At 65.5% G+C, this 21,458-nt stretch carries 21 protein-coding genes; 20 read left to right on the top strand and 1 reads right to left on the bottom strand.

Features of this window, described 5'->3' with window-relative positions; genetic code table 11:
* Nucleotides 1–77 precede the first annotated feature (77 nt).
* The 16 genes from trpS to trmB all read left to right on the top strand — a co-directional run bounded on the left by trpS (nt 78) and on the right by trmB (nt 13,931).
* A complete protein-coding gene (gene trpS, locus YU9_RS0108355; protein WP_027572392.1) occupies nt 78–1,130 on the top strand; it encodes a tryptophan--tRNA ligase in 1,053 nt (350 codons plus the stop codon).
* A gap of 13 nt (nt 1,131–1,143) precedes the next feature.
* Complete coding sequence (locus YU9_RS41150; protein ID WP_051380364.1) at nt 1,144–1,539, top strand: hypothetical protein; 396 nt, start codon at nt 1,144–1,146, stop codon at nt 1,537–1,539.
* A gap of 66 nt (nt 1,540–1,605) precedes the next feature.
* Nucleotides 1,606–2,100: a universal stress protein gene (locus YU9_RS0108345; RefSeq protein WP_027572391.1), complete on the top strand. Its 495-nt coding sequence runs from the start codon at nt 1,606–1,608 to the stop codon at nt 2,098–2,100.
* 280 nt (nt 2,101–2,380) lie between these two features.
* Complete coding sequence (locus YU9_RS0108340; protein ID WP_027572390.1) at nt 2,381–2,950, top strand: NifU family protein; 570 nt, start codon at nt 2,381–2,383, stop codon at nt 2,948–2,950.
* Nucleotides 2,951–3,038: 88 nt separating this feature from the next.
* Nucleotides 3,039–3,731 (top strand): tRNA (adenosine(37)-N6)-threonylcarbamoyltransferase complex dimerization subunit type 1 TsaB, encoded by a 693-nt coding sequence (gene tsaB / locus YU9_RS0108335; RefSeq protein WP_027572389.1) that lies wholly within the window; start codon nt 3,039–3,041, stop codon nt 3,729–3,731.
* Entirely contained in the window at nt 3,728–4,213 is a 486-nt protein-coding gene (gene rimI, locus YU9_RS0108330) for a ribosomal protein S18-alanine N-acetyltransferase (RefSeq protein WP_027572388.1), read from the top strand. Before tsaB ends, rimI begins: the two co-directional genes overlap by 4 nt.
* 38 nt (nt 4,214–4,251) lie before the next feature.
* Nucleotides 4,252–4,707 carry a Fur family transcriptional regulator gene (locus tag YU9_RS0108325; RefSeq protein ID WP_027572387.1) on the top strand — a complete coding sequence of 152 codons (456 nt, stop codon included), beginning with the start codon at nt 4,252–4,254 and terminating at the stop codon, nt 4,705–4,707.
* Between the two features lie 4 nt (nt 4,708–4,711).
* Entirely contained in the window at nt 4,712–5,392 is a 681-nt protein-coding gene (locus YU9_RS0108320) for an HAD family hydrolase (protein ID WP_027572386.1), read from the top strand.
* A 202-nt stretch (nt 5,393–5,594) separates the two neighbouring features.
* On the top strand, nt 5,595–6,989 hold the full coding sequence (gene miaB / locus YU9_RS0108315) for a tRNA (N6-isopentenyl adenosine(37)-C2)-methylthiotransferase MiaB (protein WP_027572385.1): 1,395 nt from the start codon (nt 5,595–5,597) through the stop codon (nt 6,987–6,989).
* A 64-nt stretch (nt 6,990–7,053) separates the two neighbouring features.
* Nucleotides 7,054–8,049 (top strand): PhoH family protein, encoded by a 996-nt coding sequence (locus YU9_RS0108310; RefSeq protein WP_027572384.1) that lies wholly within the window; start codon nt 7,054–7,056, stop codon nt 8,047–8,049.
* Between the two features lie 58 nt (nt 8,050–8,107).
* Nucleotides 8,108–8,617, top strand: coding sequence for an rRNA maturation RNase YbeY (gene ybeY, locus YU9_RS0108305; RefSeq protein WP_027572383.1), 510 nt, complete (start codon nt 8,108–8,110; stop codon nt 8,615–8,617).
* A 1-nt stretch (nt 8,618) separates the two neighbouring features.
* A complete protein-coding gene (locus tag YU9_RS0108300) occupies nt 8,619–9,737 on the top strand; it encodes a hemolysin family protein (protein WP_027572382.1) in 1,119 nt (372 codons plus the stop codon).
* The gene (lnt, locus tag YU9_RS0108295; protein WP_027572381.1) at nt 9,734–11,341 is read left to right on the top strand and encodes an apolipoprotein N-acyltransferase; all 1,608 of its coding nucleotides are present in this window, start codon (nt 9,734–9,736) and stop codon (nt 11,339–11,341) included. Before YU9_RS0108300 ends, lnt begins: the two co-directional genes overlap by 4 nt.
* A 225-nt stretch (nt 11,342–11,566) precedes the next feature.
* Nucleotides 11,567–11,980, top strand: a complete 414-nt coding sequence (locus YU9_RS0108290) for a helix-turn-helix domain-containing protein (protein WP_024338547.1) — start codon at nt 11,567–11,569, stop codon at nt 11,978–11,980.
* 86 nt (nt 11,981–12,066) lie between these two features.
* Nucleotides 12,067–13,224, top strand: coding sequence for a M20 family metallopeptidase (locus YU9_RS0108285; protein WP_036017171.1), 1,158 nt, complete (start codon nt 12,067–12,069; stop codon nt 13,222–13,224).
* Nucleotides 13,221–13,931, top strand: coding sequence for a tRNA (guanosine(46)-N7)-methyltransferase TrmB (gene trmB / locus YU9_RS0108280; RefSeq protein ID WP_027572379.1), 711 nt, complete (start codon nt 13,221–13,223; stop codon nt 13,929–13,931). The genes YU9_RS0108285 and trmB overlap by 4 nt, the downstream gene beginning before the upstream one ends.
* A gap of 95 nt (nt 13,932–14,026) precedes the next feature.
* On the opposite strand, the gene YU9_RS0108275 is transcribed toward trmB, so the two are convergent.
* Nucleotides 14,027–15,109 carry a DUF2336 domain-containing protein gene (locus tag YU9_RS0108275; RefSeq protein WP_027572378.1) on the bottom strand — a complete coding sequence of 361 codons (1,083 nt, stop codon included), beginning with the start codon at nt 15,107–15,109 and terminating at the stop codon, nt 14,027–14,029.
* A gap of 357 nt (nt 15,110–15,466) precedes the next feature.
* Here YU9_RS0108275 and rimP point away from each other — a divergent pair, with 357 nt between their 5' ends.
* From rimP to infB, 4 genes are all read left to right on the top strand, one after another.
* Nucleotides 15,467–16,222 carry a ribosome maturation factor RimP gene (gene rimP / locus YU9_RS0108270; protein WP_027572377.1) on the top strand — a complete coding sequence of 252 codons (756 nt, stop codon included), beginning with the start codon at nt 15,467–15,469 and terminating at the stop codon, nt 16,220–16,222.
* 2 nt (nt 16,223–16,224) lie between these two features.
* Nucleotides 16,225–17,835: a transcription termination factor NusA gene (gene nusA, locus YU9_RS0108265; protein WP_027572376.1), complete on the top strand. Its 1,611-nt coding sequence runs from the start codon at nt 16,225–16,227 to the stop codon at nt 17,833–17,835.
* Between the two features lie 77 nt (nt 17,836–17,912).
* Nucleotides 17,913–18,596 (top strand): RNA-binding protein, encoded by a 684-nt coding sequence (locus YU9_RS0108260; protein WP_027572375.1) that lies wholly within the window; start codon nt 17,913–17,915, stop codon nt 18,594–18,596.
* A gap of 70 nt (nt 18,597–18,666) precedes the next feature.
* Nucleotides 18,667–21,345 (top strand): translation initiation factor IF-2, encoded by a 2,679-nt coding sequence (gene infB, locus YU9_RS0108255; RefSeq protein WP_027572374.1) that lies wholly within the window; start codon nt 18,667–18,669, stop codon nt 21,343–21,345.
* Nucleotides 21,346–21,458: the final 113 nt, after the last annotated feature.

The raw sequence follows: 21,458 nt of genomic DNA, 5'->3' as shown, positions 1-21,458 counted from the left end.
TGGGAGAGGTGGAATTGCCCTTGACGGGGCAGCGCCGCTGTTGGAAACGACGGCCGTATCTTCCAGGAAAGCTGACCATGCCATTCGTTGAACGGGTCTTTTCGGGCGTCCAGCCGACGGGCAATCTGCACCTCGGCAATTATCTCGGCGCGATCGTCAACTTCGTGAAGATGCAGGAAACCCACAACTGCATCTATTGCGTCGTCGACATGCACGCGATCACGCAAGGGGTGGACGTCTGGGGCGGGCCGGTCGAGCTCGCGCGCAACACCCGCGAGGTGACCGCCGCGTTCATCGCGGCTGGCATCGACCCCAAGAAGCACATCGTGTTCAACCAGAGCCAGGTCTCCGGCCATGCCGAGCTCGCCTGGATCTTCAATTGCGTCGCGCGCATGGGCTGGCTCGGCCGCATGACCCAGTTCAAGGAGAAGGCTGGCAAGGACCGCGAGAATGCCTCCGTCGGGCTGTTCGACTATCCCGTGCTGATGGCGGCGGACATCCTGCTCTACCGCGCCACGCATGTGCCGGTCGGCGAGGACCAGAAGCAGCATCTCGAGCTCTCGCGCGACATCGCGCAGAAGTTCAACAACGATTTCGGCGATTCCATCCGCGCGCAGGGTCACAATGACGGCCTGTTCTTCCCGCTGCCGGAACCCTTGATCACGGGCCCGGCGACGCGCGTGATGAGCTTGCGCGACGGCACCAAGAAGATGTCGAAGTCGGACGCCTCCGACAATTCGCGCATCAATCTCACCGACGACGCCGACACCATCGCGCAGAAGATCCGCAAGGCGAAGACCGATCCGGAGCCGCTGCCGACCGAAGAGAAAGGCCTGGAAGCGCGCCCCGAAGCCGACAATCTGGTCGGCATCTTCGCCGCGCTGTCCGGCCGCTCCAAGGCCGACGTGCTCAGGGATTTCGGCGGCGGCCAGTTCTCCAGCTTCAAGAACGCGCTGGCTGAGCTGTGCGTCACCAAGCTCGCGCCGATCGCCGGCGAGATGAAGCGCCTCGTCGCGGACCCCGGCCATATCGACGCGATCCTGAACGAGGGGTCCGACCGGGCGCGCGCGATCGCCAACGAGACCATGAAGCTCTCCAAGGACATCGTCGGCTTCATCCGCCGGCGCTAGAGGGAACACATCGATGAGAGCGCCGGACCTTCATCAAGACGGCTGGCGCCTCGACGACGGCGAGCAGCGTCATCGCGAAGCTCCCGCGACCTTCCACATTCCGGACCTTGCCCTCCGCAAGATGCTCCGGGTGGGCGACTACGCCAAGCTGATCTTCGAGATCACCGTGGAAGGCGACGAGTATCCGGCTGTCGAGCGGATGTGGGTCATCATCCGCGAGCGCACGCCGGATGGCTATGTCGGCATGCTCGCCAATCAACCCCATTCCGTGGCCGAGAATGATGAGTTCTGGCACGGAACTGAGCTTCCGTTCGAATACCGGCACATCATTGCGGTGCAGCCCGGCGATGCAGAAAGTGTTGCAGCCGCGAAGGCGCCGGTGCCGATCCCCTGGGATCGTTCGACCTAGGCGACGCGGCTTGTCGAAAGCGGCTGCCGCGTGGCAGCATGCTCCCATGCACATTCCGGGACATGCATGACCAGCAAGCGACTTTGCTTCGAGCCGGGTCACAAGCCCAAATGCCTCGTCATCGTCGACGATACCGCCGAATGGGATCGCGCGGTCTATTACGCCAGCCGCTGGGCGATCCGTGCCGGCGGTGGCGTGGTGATGCTGCGCATCATCGAGCCCGAGGAGCAGACCCAGGAATGGTTGGGCGTCGCCGACATCATGCGCGCCGAAGCGCAGGAGGCGGCGGAGGCTGCGCTCGACCGCGCCGCCGGTAGAGCCAACGGCATCGCCGCGATCACGCCGGAGCGGGTGATCCGCGAAGGCGCTGCAATGGAACAGCTGCTCGCTGTCATCGACGAGGACCCTGATATCGCCATGCTGGTGCTGGCCGCCAATCCCGGCGCGGAGGGTCCTGGGCCCTTGGTCACGCTGCTGGCGCACGCGCTGGGCACGTTCCCGGTGCCGGTAACGATCATCTCGGGCGCGCTCAGCGATCAGAGTGTGGATTCGCTGTCGTAGGTGGTTTCTTACCCTCCCCTGGAGGGGGAGGGTCGATCGCGCGAAGCGCGAGCGGGGTGGGGTGACGGTATTTCCTCATCCAACAGTGCCCGCGTGGAGAGATCACCCCACCCTGGCGCTTCGCGCCGACCCTCCCCTCCAGGGGAGGGTAAGCAGCGCCCTAACTCACTGAAATTTATAGGCGAAATTGCCACCTCCCCTTGACCGTGCGTTCCCCATCGCCATCTGCTAGTGGAGAGCGCACGCGCCGGCCTTGAACCGGCGACGTCTGGAGAAAACCATGTTCATTCAAACCGAAGCCACCCCCAATCCCGCCACGCTGAAATTCATTCCCGGCCGCGTCGTGGTCGACGGCAGCCCGGTGGAGTTTTCGAGCCGCGAAGCCGCTGGCCGTTCGCCGCTCGCCGAAAAGCTGTTCGACGTGCCCGGCGTCACCGGCGTGTTCTACGGATCGGACTTCATCACCGTGACCAAGGCGAGCGGTGAATGGCAGCAGCTCAAGCCTGCGATCCTCGGCGCCATCATGGAGCACTACATGTCCGGCGCGCCGCTGCTTGCCGGAGGCGAAGCGCACAGCGATGCCGATCTCGACGACCAGCACGAGTTCTTCGATGAGGCCGACGCCGAGACGGTCGACATGATCAAGGACCTGATCGAGACCCGGGTGCGGCCGGCGGTCGCCAATGACGGCGGCGACATCACCTTCCGCGGCTTCAAGGACGGCATCGTCTATCTCAACATGAAGGGCGCCTGCTCCGGCTGCCCGTCCTCGACCGCGACGCTCCAGCACGGTATCCAGAACCTGCTCAGGCACTTCGTGCCGGATGTGGTCGAAGTCCGGCCGATGTGATCGATCCGCGAATGGCGAGTAGCGAATGGCGAATGGCATTCCGATCGGCTAGACTATTCGCTATTCGCCACTCGCCATTCGCTTTTTCATGCTGATCCTTGCCATCGATACTGCGCTCGAGGCCTGCGCGGCGGCCGTGCTGGACACCGACGCTGGCGAGTTTCTTGCCCAGGAATCGCAGCTCATGAAGCGCGGCCATGCCGAGGCGCTGATGCCGATGATCGCGCGCGTGATGCAATCCGCCGATCTCGCTTTCAGCTCGCTCGACCGCATCGCCGTCACCGTCGGCCCCGGCAGTTTCACCGGCCTGCGCGTCGGCATCTCGGCGGCGCGCGGCCTTGCGCTTGCAGCGAAACGGCCGGCGGTCGGCCTGACGACGTTGTCGGCCTATGCCGCTGCTGTCATCGGCCAGAGCGGAACGGCGCCGGTGATCTCTGCGATCGATGCGCGGCATGATCACGTCTATTTCCAGATCGTCGCCGGCGACGGCAGCCAGCTGGTGCGGCCGGGTGTCGCCCCCATCGACGAGGCGATCGCGGCCTCGCAATTCGGCGCGCCGCATCTGGTTGGTAATGCCGCTAACATCCTCGCCGAGCGCTGGCCGAAGGACGGACCGCAGCCGGTCGCGGTCGACGCGCAGCCCGCGCCCGACATTGGCTGGGTCGCCTGGCTCGGAGCCGCAGCCGATCCCGAAACGAACCCAGCGCGGCCGTTCTATCTGAAGGCGCCCGACGCAAAGCCGGCCGCAACTCCGCCGCTCGCACAAGCCGCAACCTCATGATGAAGTGGCTGTCGGAATGGTGGCGCGGCGGCACGGCCGTCGTCGAGCCGGCTTCCGTGCGCGACGCCGCACGGCTGGCGCAGCTGCACGGCGCCTCCTTTGCGCGCGGCTGGGGCGAAGGCGAGTTCGAGAGCATGATGAGCGAGCGCAACACGCTGGTGCATCGCTTGCGTCTCGGCCGCAAGACGATCGGCTTTGCGGTGTCGCGGATCGGCGCGGACGAAGCGGAAATTCTCTCGATTGCGGTGGACGGGGCTTATCGCGGCCGCGGCCTGTCCCGCACGCTGCTGATGACCCATCTCGGCCACCTTGCCGGGCGCGGGGTGCGCACGATATTTCTCGAGGTGGAGGAAAATAACCAGCCGGCGCGGCAGCTCTACCTCGGGAGCGGATTCGTGGTGGTCGGACGCCGCGATCGCTACTATAAGCAGCCCGACGGGGAACAATTGAACGCCCTTCTGATGCGACGTGACTTGTCGTAACATTGGTGGCAGAAAGCGCCCGCCAGGCAGACAACGCTATGACCACACTAAAATCTTCCTCTGCATCCAAGGCGTCCGATATCGAGTCGCGCTGTGCCGCCACGGGCATGCGCATGACCGAGCAACGCCGCGTCATCGCTCGCGTGCTCGCGGAAGCGATCGATCATCCCGATGTCGAGGAACTGTACCGGCGCTGCGTTGCAGTCGACGACAAGATCTCGATCTCGACCGTCTATCGCACCGTGAAGCTGTTCGAGGATGCCGGTATCATCGAACGCCACGATTTCCGCGAGGGCCGCGCGCGCTACGAGCAGATGCGCGATAGCCATCACGACCACCTCATCAATCTGCGCGACGGTAAGGTGATCGAGTTCACCTCCGACGAGATCGAGAAGCTCCAGGCGGAGATCGCCCGCAAGCTCGGCTACAAGCTGGTCGATCACCGGCTCGAGCTCTATTGCGTCCCGCTCGACGACGACAAGCCGACGAATTGATTTAGTGCCCATCGATCTCATCATCTTCGACTGCGACGGCGTGCTCGTGGACAGCGAGGTGATCTCCTGTCGCGCGCATGCCGATGTGCTGACGCGCCACGGCTACCCGATCACGTCGGATCAGGTGTTCGAGCGCTTCCTCGGCCGCTCGACGCGGCAGGCCAATCTGGAGATCGAGACCGAGCTCGGCCGCAAGCTGCCCGAGGCCTATCACGGCGATCTCCAGGACGAGCTGTTCCGATCGTTCGAGGCCGACCTCGAAGCGATCCGCGGCATCCATGATGTGCTCGATGTCGTCACCCAGCGCGTCTGCGTCGCCTCGAGCGGCTCGCACCAGCGCATGCGCGTGAGCCTTGGAAGCACGGGGCTCTACGAGCGCCTCGCGCCAAATATCTTCTCGGCCTCGCAGGTCAAGAAAGGCAAACCGGCGCCGGACCTGTTCCTGTTCGCCGCGAACGAAATGGGCGTACCGCCCGAGCGCTGCGTCGTGGTCGAGGACAGCCTGGCCGGGATTGCCGGCGCCCGCGCCGCCGGCATGACCGTGTTCGGCTTTTACGGCGGCAGCCATTGCCACGACGGCTATGCCGAAACGCTGCGCCAGGCTGGCGCCGACCTGCTCTTTGCCGACATGCATCAACTGCCGGAGCTGGTCCGGCGGGTCGAGACGGACGCCCTGGCGGGCTGATTGTTGCCGTCATTCCGGGGCGCCTCGAAGAGGCGAATTCTGGTGCGCCCTTGCGCACCTGAGAATCTCGCGCCAAAACCTCTGGATTCCGGGTTCGCGACCGCGTCGCCCCCGGAATGACGGCTACAAATACCCCATTCGCTGGATTTTCGCCCCTCCAGCCTATATCTGAGGGGCGTCTTCCACCTCCATTTCGGGTTCCATGACGCCGCCGCGCAAGCTGCACATCAAATCATATGGCTGCCAGATGAACGTCTACGATGCCCAGCGCATGGTGGATACGCTGGCGCCGGAAGGATTCGTGGAGACGGCGAGCGCAGAGGATGCCGACCTCGTCATCCTCAACACCTGCCATATCCGCGAGAAGGCCTCCGAGAAGGTCTATTCCGAGCTCGGCCGGCTGCGGCTTGCCAAGGACGAGGCGGCGCGCGCGGGCCGCGCGATGCAAATTGCGGTCGCGGGCTGCGTGGCGCAGGCCGAGGGCGAGGAGATCGTGCGCCGGGCACCGGTGGTCGGCGTCGTGGTGGGACCGCAGAGCTATCATCATCTGCCGGAACTATTGAAACGCGCCGGCGACGAGGGCCGTGCGATTGAGACCGAGTTTCCCGCGGCCGACAAGTTCGGCTTCCTGGCCCAGCCGAAGCCCGCTGCGATCCGCGCGCGCGGCATTTCCGCCTTCGTCACGGTGCAGGAAGGCTGCGACAAGTTCTGCACCTTCTGCGTGGTGCCGTACACGCGCGGCGCCGAAGTCTCGCGTCCCGTGACGAAGATCGTCGATGACGTGAAGCGGCTTGCCGACAACGGCGTGCGCGAGCTCACGCTGATCGGGCAAAACGTCAACGCCTATCACGGCGACGGGCCGGACGGAAAAATCTGGCCGCTCGGCCGGTTGCTCGAACATCTGGCGACAATTCCGGGGATCGCGCGGCTGCGCTATTCGACCAGCCACCCCCGCGACGTCGATGACAGCCTGATTGCGGCCCATCGCGATCTCGGTGCCCTGATGCCGTTCGTGCACCTGCCGGTGCAATCGGGCTCGGACCGGATTCTCGCGGCCATGAACCGCAAACATACCGCCGATGATTACCGGCGTGTCATCGACCGTTTCCGTACCGCACGCCAGGACATTGCTTTTTCATCAGATTTTATCGTCGGCTTCCCCGGCGAAAGCGAGCAAGATTTTCTCGCCACCCTCGCGCTTGTCACGCAAATCGGCTACGCTGCGGCCTATTCGTTCAAATACTCCGCCCGGCCGGGAACGCCGGCCGCGGACATGCAGGAGACGGTGTCCCCCGCCGAGATGGACCAGCGATTGGAGCGGCTCCAGGAACTGATCGACAGCCAGCAATCGGCCTTCAACCAGGCCGCGATTGGCTCAACGGTCGACGTGCTGTTCGAGCGTCCGGAGCGCAAGGAGGGCCAGATCGTGGGCCGCACCGCCTACCTCCAGCCCGCCCATGTGATGGCTTCGCCCGACATCATCGGACAGATCCTGCCGGTCCGCATCGACAGCCTCGAGCGCTACAGTTTTCTCGGCGAGCTCGTGACGCCGCGTGGCGCGCGCGAGCCCGCTTTATCGCAAGCCACTGGAGCCTGAACCCTTGCCAAAAAGCGCATCGGATTCGTCTTCGTTCGCTCCCAGCCGCAAATTTGACCGCGACATGCAAGTTCCGCCCGAGACCCAGGTCGTCATCGACTTCGACGACAACCGCGCCGCTTCCGCGCTGGTCGGCCCGTACGGCCAGCATCTGGCGCAGATCGAACGGCGGCTCGGCGTGGTCGTCGATTCCAAGGGCAACCACATCACCATCGGCGGCACCCGCGACGGCTGCGACGCCGCGCGCCGCGTACTGGAGATGCTCTACTCGCAGGCCGTGAAGGGCCAGGATCTCGACCAGGGCGAGGTGGAAGGCGCGATCCGCGCCGTGATCGCGCAGGGCTCGCTGTTCGAGTTCGACGCGAAAACGGCCAAATCGACCTTCGACAGCATCAATTTGCGCAAACGCCCCGTGCGCGCGCGCACGGCCGCGCAGGACTCCTACATCCGCGCGCTGAAGCGGCACGAGCTGGTGTTCGGCATCGGCCCCGCCGGCACCGGCAAGACCTGGCTCGCCGTCGCCCATGCCGCGCAGCTGTTCGAGCGCAAGGAGGTCGATCGCATCATCCTGTCGCGCCCGGCGGTGGAAGCCGGCGAGCGGCTCGGCTTCCTGCCCGGCGATCTCCGCGAAAAGGTCGATCCTTATCTGCGGCCGATCTATGATGCGCTCTACGACCTCATGGATGCGCGCATCGTCGAGCGTGCGCTCCAGACCGGCGAGATCGAGATCGCGCCGCTCGCGTTCATGCGCGGCCGCACGCTCACCAACGCCGCCATCATCCTGGACGAAGCCCAGAACACCACCTCGATGCAGATGAAGATGTTCCTGACGCGTCTCGGCGAGAACAGCCGCATGATCGTGACAGGCGATCCCTCGCAGATCGACCTGCCGCACGGCCAAACCTCGGGCTTGGCCGAGGCGACCCGCCTTTTGAACGGTGTCGAGGGCATTGCCCAGGTTCATTTCAAGGCCGAGGACGTGATCCGCCACGAACTCGTGGCGCGGATCGTCGCCGCCTACGAAGGGCCGCCGCAGCGGCCGGCCACCGGTCAATCCTGACGAGGCAACACCGGACCCAGAGGGCGCGAACACGGCGCCCTTCGTCCCAGACAACACAATGTCCCATCCCAACCTTCCCATGACCGAGGTCCTCGTCGTCGCCGATTGCTGGCAGCGCGAGCCGAATTCCGAATCCGTGATCCAGCGCGCCGTGGCGGCCGCCGCCGAGAGCGTCGATGAAGACGTTGCCGACGCGGAAGTGGCTGTGATGCTGACCGATGACGCCGGCATCCGTGCCCTCAACAACAACTGGCGCGGTATCGACAAGCCGACCAACGTGCTCTCGTTCCCCGCGCTGCAGCCGGAAGGCGAATGGAAACCGGGCGATGCGCCGCGCATGCTCGGGGATATCGCGATCGCCTATGAGACCATGCGGCGCGAGGCGGACGAGGAACAAAAGCCGTTCGACCACCATTTGAGCCATCTCGCCGTGCATGGGTTCCTGCACCTGATCGGTTACGACCACGAGAACGACGGCGACGCCGAGGAGATGGAAGCGCTCGAACGTGAGATCCTGGCTCATCTCGGCATACCCGATCCCTATGCAGACCGCCCGGGGACGCATTGAGATGCCGGATTCCGATCCGATCCAAGATAATCCGCGCAGCACGGCCAATCTGCCGGCCGTGGTGACACAAGGCGAGGTGATGCGCCCGACCGCGGACAATTGGCTGCTGCGCGCCATCCGGACGCTGTTCGGCTGGAAGGCGGGATCGGTCCGCGACGACCTGCAGGTCGTGCTGGATGCGACGACACCCGACGACACCGGCTTCTCGGCGGTCGAGCGCACCATGCTGCGCAACATCCTCAGCCTGCACGAGCGCCGTATCGCCGACGTCATGGTGCATCGCGCCGACATCGTCGCGGTGAAACGCGATATCCCCCTCGGGGAATTGATGGACCGCTTCGAGAGCGCGGGCCATTCCCGCCTCGTGGTCTTCAACGAGACGCTCGACGATCCCGTCGGCATCGTCCACATCCGCGACCTGCTCGCTTTCATGACCTCACGCGCCCGCGTGTCGGAAGCCACCAAGACCAAGCGCAAGAAGCCGCTGCCGGCCGGGCTCGACCTGCGCGCGGTCGATCTCGCGCTGCCGCTTCATGACGCGCACATCATCCGCAAGCTGCTCTACGTGCCGCCGTCGATGCGGGCGATCGACCTGCTCGCGCAGATGCAGGCCTCGCGCATCCACCTGGCGCTGGTGGTCGACGAATATGGCGGCAGCGACGGGCTGGTCTCGATCGAGGACATCGTCGAGCAGATCGTCGGCGAGATCGACGACGAGCACGACAGCGACGAGCCGCCCTCGATCGTGCGCCTGCCCGACAATGCCTTCATCGCCGACGCCCGGGCCAGCCTCGACGACGTCCGCTCGGTGATCGGCGAAGACTTCGTCACCGGCGAGGCCGGCGAGGAGGTAGAGACGCTGGGCGGCTATCTCGTCAGCTTCGTCGGGCGTCTGCCGGTGCGCGGCGAGGTGATCTCCGGGCCGGGCACCTACGAGGTCGAGGTGCTCGATGCCGATCCGCGCCGCGTCAAGCGGCTGCGCATCGCGACGCGGAAGGAGCGTCCGGCGCCGCGCAGCCAGCGCGAGAGCCGGCGCCGCGAGGCCACGCCGGAGAGCGGACAACCGCCGGCCAGCGACACGCCCACGCCGCCGCCGAGCGACGGGGCCGGCCCGCAGTGAGTCCATCGCAGCGACTTCGGCAGATTGCGCTTGCCATCATCCTCACCTGGGGATGGCAGCGCGCCGTTATCGCCATGGCGGCGGGGGCGTTGTCGGTGCTGGCGCTGGCGCCGTTCAATCTGTTCCCGGTGCTGTTCGTCACCTTCCCGGTGCTGGTCTGGCTGATCGACGGCGCCGGCGGCGGACGCTTTGGCGGCGTTCCTGCCGCGGCACTGACCGGCTACTGGTTCGGGCTCGGCTATTTCGTCCCCGGCCTCTACTGGATCGGCTACGCCTTCTTCGTCGACGCCGACATGTTCGCCTGGCTGACGCCGTTCGCCGTGCTGGGCCTGCCGGCCTATTTGTCGATCTTCACGGCGATCGGTTTTGCGCTGGCGCGCCTGCTCTGGACCAAGAACGCCACGCGCGTGCTGGCGCTCGCGGCGAGCCTCACCATCAGCGAATGGCTGCGCGGTCATGCACTGACCGGCTTTCCCTGGAACGCGTTCGGCTATGCGCTCTCCGAGCCACTGCCGCTGGCGCAGACGGCCTCGCTGATCGGCCTGTGGGGCATGACGTTCCTGACGGTTGCGATCTTCGCAAGCCCCGCGACGCTGATCGACCGCACGCCCGACCGCCTCCTGCAATGGCGCGCGCCGGCCGCCGCCGTCGCGCTCTTGATTGCCATGGACATCTTCGGCGCAATCCGCCTGTCGCTGTATCCGACCACCATGGTATCAGGCGCCAAGCTGCGCTTGATGCAGCCGAACCTGCAGCAGGACGCGAAATTCAACTACGCCGCCAAGGCGGAGGTGATGAAGACCTATCTCGCGCTGTCGGACCGCTCCTCCGGCCCGCAATCGACCGGCGTGCGCGATGCCACCATCCTGATCTGGCCGGAATCCGCCTTTCCGTTCTTCCTGACCCGCGAAGCCGACGCGATGGCGCAAATCGCGGACCTCCTGCCGAAGGGCACCGTGCTGATCACGGGGTCGGTCCGTGCGCCCGACCTGCCGCGGGGCACGCCGATCACGCGCGCCTACAACTCGATCTACGTGATCGACCACGACGGCAGCGTGCTCGCAGTGTACGACAAGCTGCATCTGGTACCGTTCGGAGAATTTCTCCCCTACCAGGCGCTGATGGAGAAGCTCGGCTTCGAGCAACTGACGCGTGTGCGCGGCGGCTTCATTCCCGGCACCGTGCGGCATGCGCTGCCGGTACCCAGTGCACCGCCCGCGCTGCCGCTGATCTGCTACGAGGCCATCTTTCCCGGCGAAGTGGGTGGACGCAACGAACGTCCGGGCTGGATCGTGAACCTCACCAATGACGGCTGGTTCGGCATCTCGACCGGCCCCTATCAGCATCTGGAGCAGTCGCGGATGCGCGCGATCGAGCTCGGATTGCCGCTGGTCCGCTCCGCCAATACCGGCATCTCCGCGGTGATCGATCCGGTCGGGCGCACGGTCGCGAGCCTCGGTCTCGGCATCGAAGGCATTTTGGATGCAAACCTGCCGGCCGCGATCCCACCGACCGTCTATGCACGGGTGGGTGATGCGCCCGCAGCCATGCTCGTCGCGGTGGCCGTGCTCCTGGCGGTCCGTCGACGCGTCGCCAAGCGTTAGCCCTGATCGCGCCGCCGCCGAAGCGGCCAGAATCCTTTGACAACCGTAGTCCCACAGTTGACAGACTGCAGGCGGGCTCCCCATTCTGCACCGGCTGCGAAAGACAGCGGTGCGTTGCTAAATTTCTCCGCAATGTTTCCCAATAACAGGGTTCGATTTTGACGCGTTTGCACCCGAGGCATGCCTGATGATTGCGCCGAAGGTGATGTTTGGAGGGCTGAGGAAATGTCGAAAGCGCCCAACCCTGTTGACAAATATGTCGGCAGTCGCGTGCGCATGCGCCGCATCATGTTGGGCATGAGCCAGGAAAAGCTCGGTGAAGCTTTGGGCCTGACTTTCCAGCAGATCCAGAAATACGAGAAGGGCACCAACCGGGTCGGCGCGAGCCGCATCCAGCAGATCGCCGAGATTCTGCAGGTGCCGGTCTCATTCCTGTTCGAGGGCGGTCCGAGCGGCGTGCCGGGACCGGAAGGCTTCAGCGAAGGCGCCTCGCCCTCTTACGTCTCGGATTTTCTCGCGACCTCCGAAGGGCTCGCCTTGACCAAGGCCTTCACGCGAATCACCGATTCGAAGATGCGCCGTTCGATCGTCGATCTCGTCGAGCAGATTGCGGCCCGCGAAGGCCCCGACAAGCGCTGAAGCGCCATCTCCATGGCGATTTGAGACTGCGTCAAATCTGGCCTATGTCGTCATTTATGACCGCGCTTTGATGCGCGTCCGCTTCGATGATGCGATTCAAAGGCACAGATACGTCCATGACTGACTCCAATTGGTTCGATTCGCAAACTATTCTCGATGGCATCCGCCGCTGGGTGGAGATCGAGACACCGACGGAAGCGCCTGAACAGGTCAACAAGCTGGTCTCCGTAGTCGCGGAGCAATATCGCGACCTGCCTGTCACGCTTGAGCGCATCGCCGGCGTGGATGGCTGCGGCGATCATCTCGTGGCGCGCGCGAATTGGGGGCAGGATCGGCCAGGCATCCTGGTGCTGAGCCACCTCGATACCGTTCATCCCATCGGATTCATCGAGCGCCTGCCGTTCAAGGTCGAAGGCGACGTCGCGTTCGGTCCCGGCATCTACGACATGAAGGGCGGCGCTTACATCGCCCATCACGCCTTTCGCGCGCTCTGCGCCACCGGCGATCGCTCGCCGCTCGGCATCACGCATCTGTTCACCTCCGACGAGGAGATCGGCAGCCCCACCTCCCGCGCGCTGATCGAGCGGGAGGGACGCAAGGCCAAATATGTGCTGGTGACCGAGCCGGCGCGTGACGGCGGTAAGATCGTCACCGCACGCAAGGGCGTCGGACGCTTCGAGGTATTCATCAAGGGCGTGCCCGCACATGCCGGCACGCGTCCCGAGGACGGCCGCAGTGCCATCCGCGAGCTCGCCAACGTCATTCAGACGCTCGAAGCGATGAACGACCTGAAGCGCGGCGTCAGCGTCAATGTCGGCGTGGTACGCGGCGGCACGCGGCCCAACGTCATTCCGGAACAGGCCTATGCCGAAGTCGATCTGCGCGTAATGGGCCTCGACGACGCGGACGAGCTCGTCGGCAAGATCCTGGCGCTGACGTCGAAGAGCGACGGCGTCACCGTCACGGTCAGCGGCGAGCTCAATCGACCGCCATACGAGAAGAGCAATGCAGGCGCCGCGCTGTACGAGCATGCGAAGACGCTCGCCAGCGCGATCGGCTTCGAGCTGATCGACACCCACACCGGCGGCGGCTCGGACGGCAATTTCACCGCCGCGCACACCGCGACGCTCGACGGGCTCGGCGTCGACGGCAAGGGCGCACACACCCATTATGAGCAGCTCTATGTCTCCTCGCTCGCGCCGCGCGCGCGGCTGCTCCATCGCCTGTATCAGACGCTGCGATGAGCGAACGTAAATCGGACCCCGATCGCGAGGACAGCGAGCGCGCCTTCTTCGGACGCCGCAAGGGTCACAAGCTCAGGCAACACCAGGCCGGGTTGATCGAGCAGCTGCTGCCGCATCTTGCGCTCGACATCGACGGTAAGGCGCCGGCGGACGCCCGCGAAATCTTCGACCCTGCAGCCGAAGATGTCAGGCTCGAGATCGGCTTCGGCGGCGGCGAGCATCTTGCGGCCGAAGCGAAGAATTTCCCCACGACCGGCTTCATCGGCTGCGAGCCCTATGTCAACGGCATGGCAAAGATCCTCGCGCAGATCGAGGCCGCCAACATCGGCAACATCCGCCTGTTCGCGGGCGATGCCGCCGAGCTGCTGGCCTGGCTGCCGAAGGCTTCGCTGTCGCGGATCGACCTGATACATCCCGATCCCTGGCCGAAGCGGCGACACTGGAAACGGCGCTTCGTCCAGGACCGGACCATAGCCGCGATGGCGCGCGCGCTCAGGAGCGGCGGCGAATTCCGTTTCGTCTGCGACATCGACGATTACGTCGCCTGGACGCTGTCGCATCTCGCGCGCTCGCAGGACTTCGCCTGGCTCGCCGAACGCGCCGACGATTTCCGGCAGCCATGGCCGGGCTACACCATGACGCGCTACGGCCGGAAGGCCGCGCGCGAAGGGCGCAAGGCGGCTTACTTGCGGTTCAGGCGGAAATAACCGTCGTTCCGGGGCGATGCGAAGCGTCGAACCCGGAACCTCGAGATTCCGGGTTCGCGCTTTCGCGCACCCCGGAATGACAGAGGAGAGCAATCTTAGATCGTCTGCCGGTTGCGCCAGAAATTCACGACGCGTTCGGCGGTCGCCGGCATCAGGCGCGTAAAGTTCAGGCGCGTGGCCTCGATGTCGGCATCGGCCGGCGTGCGGTGCGGACCGTACCAGAGCAGGATGAGCGCGCGCACCGTGGGCCAGCCCAGGTTCAGCACGCGGCCGAAGATCAGAAGCGGATCGTAGCGATCGCCCGCTATCAGGCGGTCGAGGACCTGAAGGCGAACACCTGACATCGCCGAGAGCGCGGCGATCGCTTCCTCGTATTTGTGCGCCTTGGCGAAACCAAGCAGCGCGCTCTCGCCGAGATGGCCCTCGCGATGCAGCGTCAGCACGGTGCGCTGTGCCGCGGAGTAATCGCGGCGCGGCCCCGGCGGCAGCGCGGCCTCCTCGATCGCCGCCATGGCGCGCTTGATCTCGACCTGGCGTGCGGGATTGACCACGGTGGAGAGGCGGCGGCGGATGACGTCGAGCGTCCCGTCGAGCAGCTGTTTCAGGTGCTCGCCTGAGAGATCATTGCGCTGGCCGATCTTGAGCGTCAGCACGCCGTCCTGCGCCGCGCGTTTGATCAGCTCTGAATAGCTGCTCGGCGAGAACACCGCACCGGCATTGGCTGCGGCGCGGCGCACCACGTCGCGATCGCCGCGCTCGACCAGCACGTCGGTGACGACGGGAGACAGAGCGGGGCGCTCCGTCATCGCCAGGAGATGGCCCTGGCCTTTCAAGCGCGCGATCTCGACAAGCGCCGCGTCGTCGAGCACGGGCGAGCGGCGCAGCACGGGACCGGCCACCATGATCTCGTTTTCGCGTGCGAGCTGATTGACGAGGTGCGGCGGCGCGTTGTTCAGGCGCGAGAAGCGCTCGGCCAGATCGACACGCGAGGCGAGCTCGGCATGTGGGACGAGATCGATCAGGAGATTGTCGAAGAGATCGATCAGCTCGGGGCGGAGCTTCTCCGCATCCTGGAAAAACAACTGGGCGATGGCCCGCGCGATCTCGCCGCGTCGCCGCGGATCGCCGCGCTTGACGATATCGTCCAGTCCAGGAATGAGCGACGTGGCAACGGTCATGAAACGCAACTCGAACGGGGCACGCCGCGGGTGCGCCCTCGGTTCAAGCCGCCCCACAATCCGGGAATCTAGGCCTGCTTGATGAAAGAAGCGTTGCGCTGGGTCCGCGGATCGGCGCAAAAAGGCCCGTTCCCGCTGCAATGGGCCTTGTCCGGGAGCAGGGAAAGCGCTATATCAGCGCTAATTCATCTTCTCATACGATCCGCGTAGTGAGAGTGGGCCCGCAAGGACCCGCTCTTTTTTATTACCTGAACGCGGCTTGGCGGGAGATGTGGCCCGACGCGCCGTCGGGAAAGTTCCGAAACGGGCTTTGACGTCGTAACCAAGCCTTAACCATCGAGCGCCCTGACCCTGGACATGACCGAACCGAACCCTGGTTCCACGGATGCCGAATTGCTGGCCGAGCCGCGGCTCGTGGTCGAGCCGGGCGTCGCGGCGCGGGTGTCCGCGGTGGCAGCTCCTGTGCTCCAGGGCATGGGCTACCGCCTGGTCCGGATCCGCATCTCCGGGGAGGCCGGCTGCACGGTGCAGATCATGGCCGAGCGGCCGGACGGCTCGATGCAGATCGAGGATTGCGAGGCGATCTCGCGGGCATTGTCGCCCGTGCTCGATGTCGCCGATCCCATCGATCGGGCCTATCGCCTCGAGATCTCCTCGCCGGGGATCGACCGCCCGCTAGTGCGCCGCTCCGATTTCCAGCGCTATTCCGGGCATCTGGTGAAGATCGAGATGGCGGTCGCGCATGAGGGGCGCAAGCGCTTCCGCGGCACGCTCGGCGCGGTCGAGGGCGATCGCGTGCATCTGCATCGCGACGACGTCAAGGCGGGCGACGATGCCGACGTTCTCCTGACCATGGAGGATATCGGCGAGGCGCGGCTGGTGCTGACCGACGAGCTGATAGCCGAATCCATGCGCCGCGGCAAGGCCGAGGCGCGCGAGATGCGCCGCAATCTCGGTCTCGAGCCGCCGCAGGCACCGCACGCCACGATCAGCGAGAAGACCACCAAGAACACCAAGCCGAAGAAGAAGCCGGCCCCGACCAACACGAAGAAACATCGCCTTGCCGCCGAACGCGCGCGGCGCGGCGAGACCGAGCCTGACCAAGGAGACTAGCCATGGCAGTCAGCGCCAACCGACTTGAATTGCTTCAGATCGCGGACGCCGTCGCACGCGAGAAATCGATCGACCGCGGCATCGTCATCGCGGCGATGGAGGACGCCATCGCCAAGGCCGCCAGGGCTCGTTACGGCAGCGAGACTGACGTTCATGCCGAGATCGACCCGAAGAAAGGCGAGCTGCGGCTGTCGCGCCACATGCTGGTCGTCGACAAGGTCGAGAACCACTCCAACCAGATCTCGCTGGTCGACGCGCAGCGCGCCAATCCCGGCGCCCAGGTCGGCGACACCATCGCCGACACCCTGCCGCCGCTGGAATATGGCCGCATCGCCGCGCAATCAGCCAAGCAGGTGATCGTGCAGAAGGTGCGCGAAGCCGAGCGCGACCGGCAGTATCAGGAATTCAAGGACCGCATCGGTGATATCGTCAACGGCGTCGTCAAGCGCGTCGAATATGGCAGCGTGATCGTCGATCTCGGCCGTGGCGAAGCCATCATCCGCCGCGACGAGATGCTGCCGCGCGAAGTGTTCCGCAACGGCGACCGCGTCCGCGCCTACATCTTCGACGTCCGCCGCGAGACGCGCGGCCCGCAGATCTTCCTCTCCCGCACCCATCCGCAGTTCATGGCGAAGCTGTTCGCGCAGGAAGTGCCGGAGATCTATGACGGCATCGTCGAGATCAAGGCGGTGGCCCGCGATCCGGGCTCGCGTGCGAAGATCGGCGTGATTTCCCGCGATTCCTCGGTCGATCCGGTCGGCGCCTGCGTCGGCATGCGCGGCTCGCGCGTGCAGGCCGTGGTGAACGAGCTGCAGGGCGAGAAGATCGACATCATTCCCTGGTCGCCCGACATCGCGACCTTCGTGGTCAACGCGCTGGCGCCGGCGGAAGTCTCTAAGGTCGTCATCGACGAGGACCGCGAGCGCATCGAGGTCGTGGTGCCCGACACCAACAACCAGCTCTCGCTGGCGATCGGCCGCCGCGGCCAGAATGTGCGTCTGGCCTCGCAGCTCACCGGCTGGGACATCGACATCCTGACCGAGCAGGAGGAATCGGAGCGCCGCCAGGCCGACTTCGAGAACTCGACCCGCGTCTTCATGGAATCGCTCAACGTCGACGAAGTGGTCGGCCAGCTCTTGGCGTCCGAAGGCTTCACCTCGGTCGAGGAACTCGCGATGGTGGACGTCAAGGAACTCGCCGGCATCGAGGGTTTCGACGAGGAGACCGCGCAGGAGCTGCAGAACCGCGCGCGCGAATATCTCGAGCAGCAGGAAGCCGAGCTCGAGGTCAGGCGCAAGGAGCTCGGCGTCGAGGACGCGCTCAAGGACGTGCCCGGCGTGACCTCGAAGATGCTGGTGAAGTTCGGCGAGAACGACATCAAGACCGTCGACGACCTCGCCGGCTGCGCCACCGACGATCTGGTCGGCTGGACCGAGCGCAAGGAAGGCAGCGAGCCGACCAAGCACGCCGGTGCGCTCGACGGCATCGACATCTCCCGTGACGACGCCGAAGCGATGATCATGCAGGCCCGCGTCAAGGCCGGCTGGATCACCGAGGCCGATCTCGCCAAGCCTGCCGAAGAGGCCGAGGCGACCGAAGACCAGCCGGCTTAAGGCGCGTTCAGCAAAAGTGGAGACCGGTTTTGCTTAGAGAACACGCGACTTAGAAGGCGAAGGAGGATGTCGCCCGGATGCTCGCCAGCACTGACAGCGAACTCGACCATGGGCCGTGGACCAAGAGGTCCGCGACCATGCGCATGTGCGCGGTCAGCCGCGAGGTCCGGCCGATCGACGAGCTGATCCGCTTCGTCGTCTCGCCGGACGGGCACATAGTTCCCGATCTCAAGCGCAAGCTGCCGGGACGCGGAATGTGGACCACCGCCTCGCGCAAGGTGGTTGCGGAAGCCGTGCGGCGTCACCAATTCAGCAAGGCCTTCAAGCGCGACCTGCGCGTCCCTCAGACGCTTCCCACTGACATCGAGGCGCTCCTGGTTCGGAGCGTGACGGAAGCCCTTGGGATCGCCGCCAAGGCGGGCCAGGTCGTGGCCGGCTTCGGCAAGGTCGAGAGCGCCCTTCGGGAAGGCACGGTCGAGGTCCTGATCCATGCCAGCGACGGGGCCGCGGACGGAATCCGCAAATTGGACATGCTTGCGCGTCAAAATGCAGGAAATCGCGGCGCCAAGCCGCAGATTCCCGTCGTCACCGCACTGAAATCGATAGAATTGGATTTGGCACTGACCCGGTCAAATGTGATACATGCTGCCCTGCTCGCGGGCCCGGCGAGCAAGTCATTCCTGTCACGTAGCCAGATGCTGGTCCGATACCGGATGGCGGACGATGACAAGACTGCCGAAAAGCCCGGCCAGGATCTCTGAGAGACAACGACAACCCAATTGGACGGTGCGGCAACGCACAACACTGATAAATCAGGATTAGGACTGCTGAATGGTTGATACCAAGACCCCTGGCGACAAGAAGCTGAGCGTTCCGAGCAAGACGCTATCGCTCAAGCCGCGCGTCGAAACGGGGACCGTGCGCCAGAGCTTCAGCCATGGCCGCAGCAAGCAGGTCGTGGTCGAGAAGCGCGGCAAGCGCCGCATTGGCGACGGGCCCGAGCCGCACGCGCCCGAGGTGACTGCAAAGCCGGCTCCGGCCGCCCCCGCCGCGCCGTCGCGTCCGGCTCCGCCCCCGCCTCGCAACGCCGGTTCCGGCGTGGTGCTGCGCACCCTGACCGAGGACGAGCGTTCGGCCCGCGCCAGCGCGCTGGCCGATGCCAAGCTGCGCGAAGTCGAGGAACGCCGCCAGGCCGAGGAAGAGGCTCAGCGCCGCGCTGTCCGCGAGGCCGCCGAACGCGCCGAGCGCGAAGCCGCCGAAGCCCGTCGCAAGGCCGAGGAAGAGCGCCATCGCCATGAGGACGAAGCCAAGCGGAAGGCCGAGACCGAGGCCAAGAAGCGTTTTGGGGAAGGCGAGCAGCCGGCCGCCGCGCGTCCCGCAGCCGCGGCATCGACCGCTCCTGCGCCGCGGCCCGGCACCACGACGGCACGCCCGGGAACAACGCCCGCGCGGCCTGCAACGACGACCGCGCAGCGTCCCGCTGGCCCCGGTCGCGGCCCCGCTGTCGCGGCCGAGCCTGATGACGACGAGGCGCCGCGCCAGATTCGTCGCGGCCCCGGCGGCGCGATGCGTCCCGCGGCAGCCCCGAAGACCACACACAAGCCTGGCCCGCAGAAGGAACGCGGCCGCCTCACCGTCGTCACCGCGCTCAATGCCGACGACGTGCGCGAGCGCTCGATCGCCTCGTTCCGCCGCCGCACCCAGCGCCTGAAGGGCCACGCTTCGAACGAGCCGAAGGAAAAGCTGGTCCGCGAGGTGACTATCCCGGAAGCGATCACCATCCAGGAACTCGCCAACCGCATGTCCGAGCGCGCGGTCGACGTCATCCGCATGCTGATGAAGCAGGGCGCGATGCACAAGATCACCGACGTGATCGACGCCGACACTGCGCAGCTGATCGCCGAAGAACTGGGCCACACCGTCAAGCGTGTTGCCGCATCGGACGTCGAGGAAGGCCTGTTCGACACCGTCGACGATTCCACCGACACCGAGACGCGCTCGCCGGTCGTGACCGTGATGGGTCACGTCGACCACGGCAAGACGTCGCTGCTCGATGCGCTCCGCCACGCCAACGTCGTCTCCGGCGAGGCCGGCGGCATCACCCAGCACATCGGCGCCTATCAGGTGGTGTCGCCCGAAAGCGGCAAGAAGATCACCTTCATCGACACGCCCGGCCACGCCGCGTTCACCGCGATGCGCGCCCGCGGCGCCAAGGTCACCGACATCGTCGTGCTGGTGGTCGCGGCCGATGACGGCGTGATGCCGCAGACCGTCGAAGCCATCAACCACGCCAAGGCGGCGCGGGTGCCGATCATCGTTGCCATCAACAAGATCGACAAGCCCGACGCCAAGCCCGAGCGCGTGCGCACCGAGCTGCTCCAGCACGAGGTGCAGGTGGAGTCCTTCGGCGGCGAGGTCGTCGACGTCGAGGTGTCCGCCAAGAACAAGACCAATCTCGACAAGCTGCTCGAGATGATCGCGCTGCAGGCCGAAATCCTCGACCTGAAGACCAATTCGCAGCGTCCGGCCGAAGGCACCGTGATCGAGGCCAAGCTCGATCGCGGCCGTGGTCCGGTCGCGACCGTGCTGGTGCAGCGCGGCACGCTCCGTGTCGGCGACATCATCGTCGCCGGCGCCGAGATGGGCCGTGTCCGCGCGCTGATCTCCGATCAGGGCGAGACGGTGCAGGAGGCCGGTCCTTCGGTGCCGGTCGAAGTGCTCGGCTTCAACGGTCCGCCGGAGGCCGGCGATCGTCTCGCGGTGGTCGAGAACGAAGCCCGCGCCCGCCAGGTCACGAGCTACCGTGCGCACCAGAAGCGCGAGAACGCGGCAGCCTCGATCTCCGGCATGCGCGGCTCGCTCGAGCAGATGATGTCGCAATTGAAGACGGCGGGCCGCAAGGAATTCCCGCTGATCGTCAAGGCCGACGTGCAGGGCTCGCTGGAAGCCATCCTCGGCTCGCTGGAGAAGCTCGGTACCGACGAAGTCGCCGCCCGCATCCTGCATGCCGGCGTCGGCGGTATCTCGGAATCCGACGTGACGCTGGCCGAAGGCTTCAACGCCGCGATCATCGGCTTCTCGGTTCGTGCCAACAAGGAAGCCGCTGCGGCCGCCAAGCGCAACGGCATCGAGATCCGCTACTACAACATCATCTACGACCTCGTGGACGACGTGAAGAAGGCGATGAGCGGCCTGCTCGCGCCGACCTTGCGCGAGACCATGCTGGGCAATGCCGAGATCCTGGAGATCTTCAACATCTCCAAGGTCGGCAAGGTCGCCGGCTGCCGCGTCACCGACGGCACCGTGGAACGCGGCGCCAATGTGCGCCTGATCCGCGACAACGTCGTCGTGCACGAAGGCAAGCTGTCGACGCTGAAGCGCTTCAAGGACGAAGTGAAGGAAGTCCAGTCCGGCCAGGAATGCGGTATGGCCTTCGAGAACTATCACGACATGCGTGCTGGTGACGTGATCGAGTGTTATCGCGTGGAGACGATCCAGCGCTCCCTGTAAGTCCAAATCTTACCGAAGCGTTCGGATCTTTTTGAACTGAAATTGCGGGAGTGCGATGGCCGGATTTTTCCGGCCATCCACCCCACTTCGTTTCAACAGGACAAATGACAATG

Source organism: Bradyrhizobium sp. WSM1743, from assembly GCF_000473065.1.
Lineage (GTDB): Bacteria > Pseudomonadota > Alphaproteobacteria > Rhizobiales > Xanthobacteraceae > Bradyrhizobium.
The sequence above is the reverse complement of the archived record's forward strand: the minus strand, read 5'-3'. Positions and strand labels throughout refer to the sequence as shown.

Coding starts and splice junctions, on each gene's coding strand:
- trpS (WP_027572392.1), top strand. CDS start 78: ATGCCATTCGTTGAACGGGTCTTTTCGGGCGTCCAGCCGACGGGCAAT.
- YU9_RS41150 (WP_051380364.1), top strand. CDS start 1,144: ATGAGAGCGCCGGACCTTCATCAAGACGGCTGGCGCCTCGACGACGGC.
- YU9_RS0108345 (WP_027572391.1), top strand. CDS start 1,606: ATGACCAGCAAGCGACTTTGCTTCGAGCCGGGTCACAAGCCCAAATGC.
- YU9_RS0108340 (WP_027572390.1), top strand. CDS start 2,381: ATGTTCATTCAAACCGAAGCCACCCCCAATCCCGCCACGCTGAAATTC.
- tsaB (WP_027572389.1), top strand. CDS start 3,039: ATGCTGATCCTTGCCATCGATACTGCGCTCGAGGCCTGCGCGGCGGCC.
- rimI (WP_027572388.1), top strand. CDS start 3,728: ATGATGAAGTGGCTGTCGGAATGGTGGCGCGGCGGCACGGCCGTCGTC.
- YU9_RS0108325 (WP_027572387.1), top strand. CDS start 4,252: ATGACCACACTAAAATCTTCCTCTGCATCCAAGGCGTCCGATATCGAG.
- miaB (WP_027572385.1), top strand. CDS start 5,595: ATGACGCCGCCGCGCAAGCTGCACATCAAATCATATGGCTGCCAGATG.
- YU9_RS0108310 (WP_027572384.1), top strand. CDS start 7,054: ATGCAAGTTCCGCCCGAGACCCAGGTCGTCATCGACTTCGACGACAAC.
- ybeY (WP_027572383.1), top strand. CDS start 8,108: ATGTCCCATCCCAACCTTCCCATGACCGAGGTCCTCGTCGTCGCCGAT.
- YU9_RS0108300 (WP_027572382.1), top strand. CDS start 8,619: ATGCCGGATTCCGATCCGATCCAAGATAATCCGCGCAGCACGGCCAAT.
- YU9_RS0108290 (WP_024338547.1), top strand. CDS start 11,567: ATGTCGAAAGCGCCCAACCCTGTTGACAAATATGTCGGCAGTCGCGTG.
- YU9_RS0108285 (WP_036017171.1), top strand. CDS start 12,067: ATGATGCGATTCAAAGGCACAGATACGTCCATGACTGACTCCAATTGG.
- trmB (WP_027572379.1), top strand. CDS start 13,221: ATGAGCGAACGTAAATCGGACCCCGATCGCGAGGACAGCGAGCGCGCC.
- YU9_RS0108275 (WP_027572378.1), bottom strand. CDS start 15,109: ATGACCGTTGCCACGTCGCTCATTCCTGGACTGGACGATATCGTCAAG.
- rimP (WP_027572377.1), top strand. CDS start 15,467: ATGACCGAACCGAACCCTGGTTCCACGGATGCCGAATTGCTGGCCGAG.
- nusA (WP_027572376.1), top strand. CDS start 16,225: ATGGCAGTCAGCGCCAACCGACTTGAATTGCTTCAGATCGCGGACGCC.
- YU9_RS0108260 (WP_027572375.1), top strand. CDS start 17,913: ATGCTCGCCAGCACTGACAGCGAACTCGACCATGGGCCGTGGACCAAG.
- infB (WP_027572374.1), top strand. CDS start 18,667: ATGGTTGATACCAAGACCCCTGGCGACAAGAAGCTGAGCGTTCCGAGC.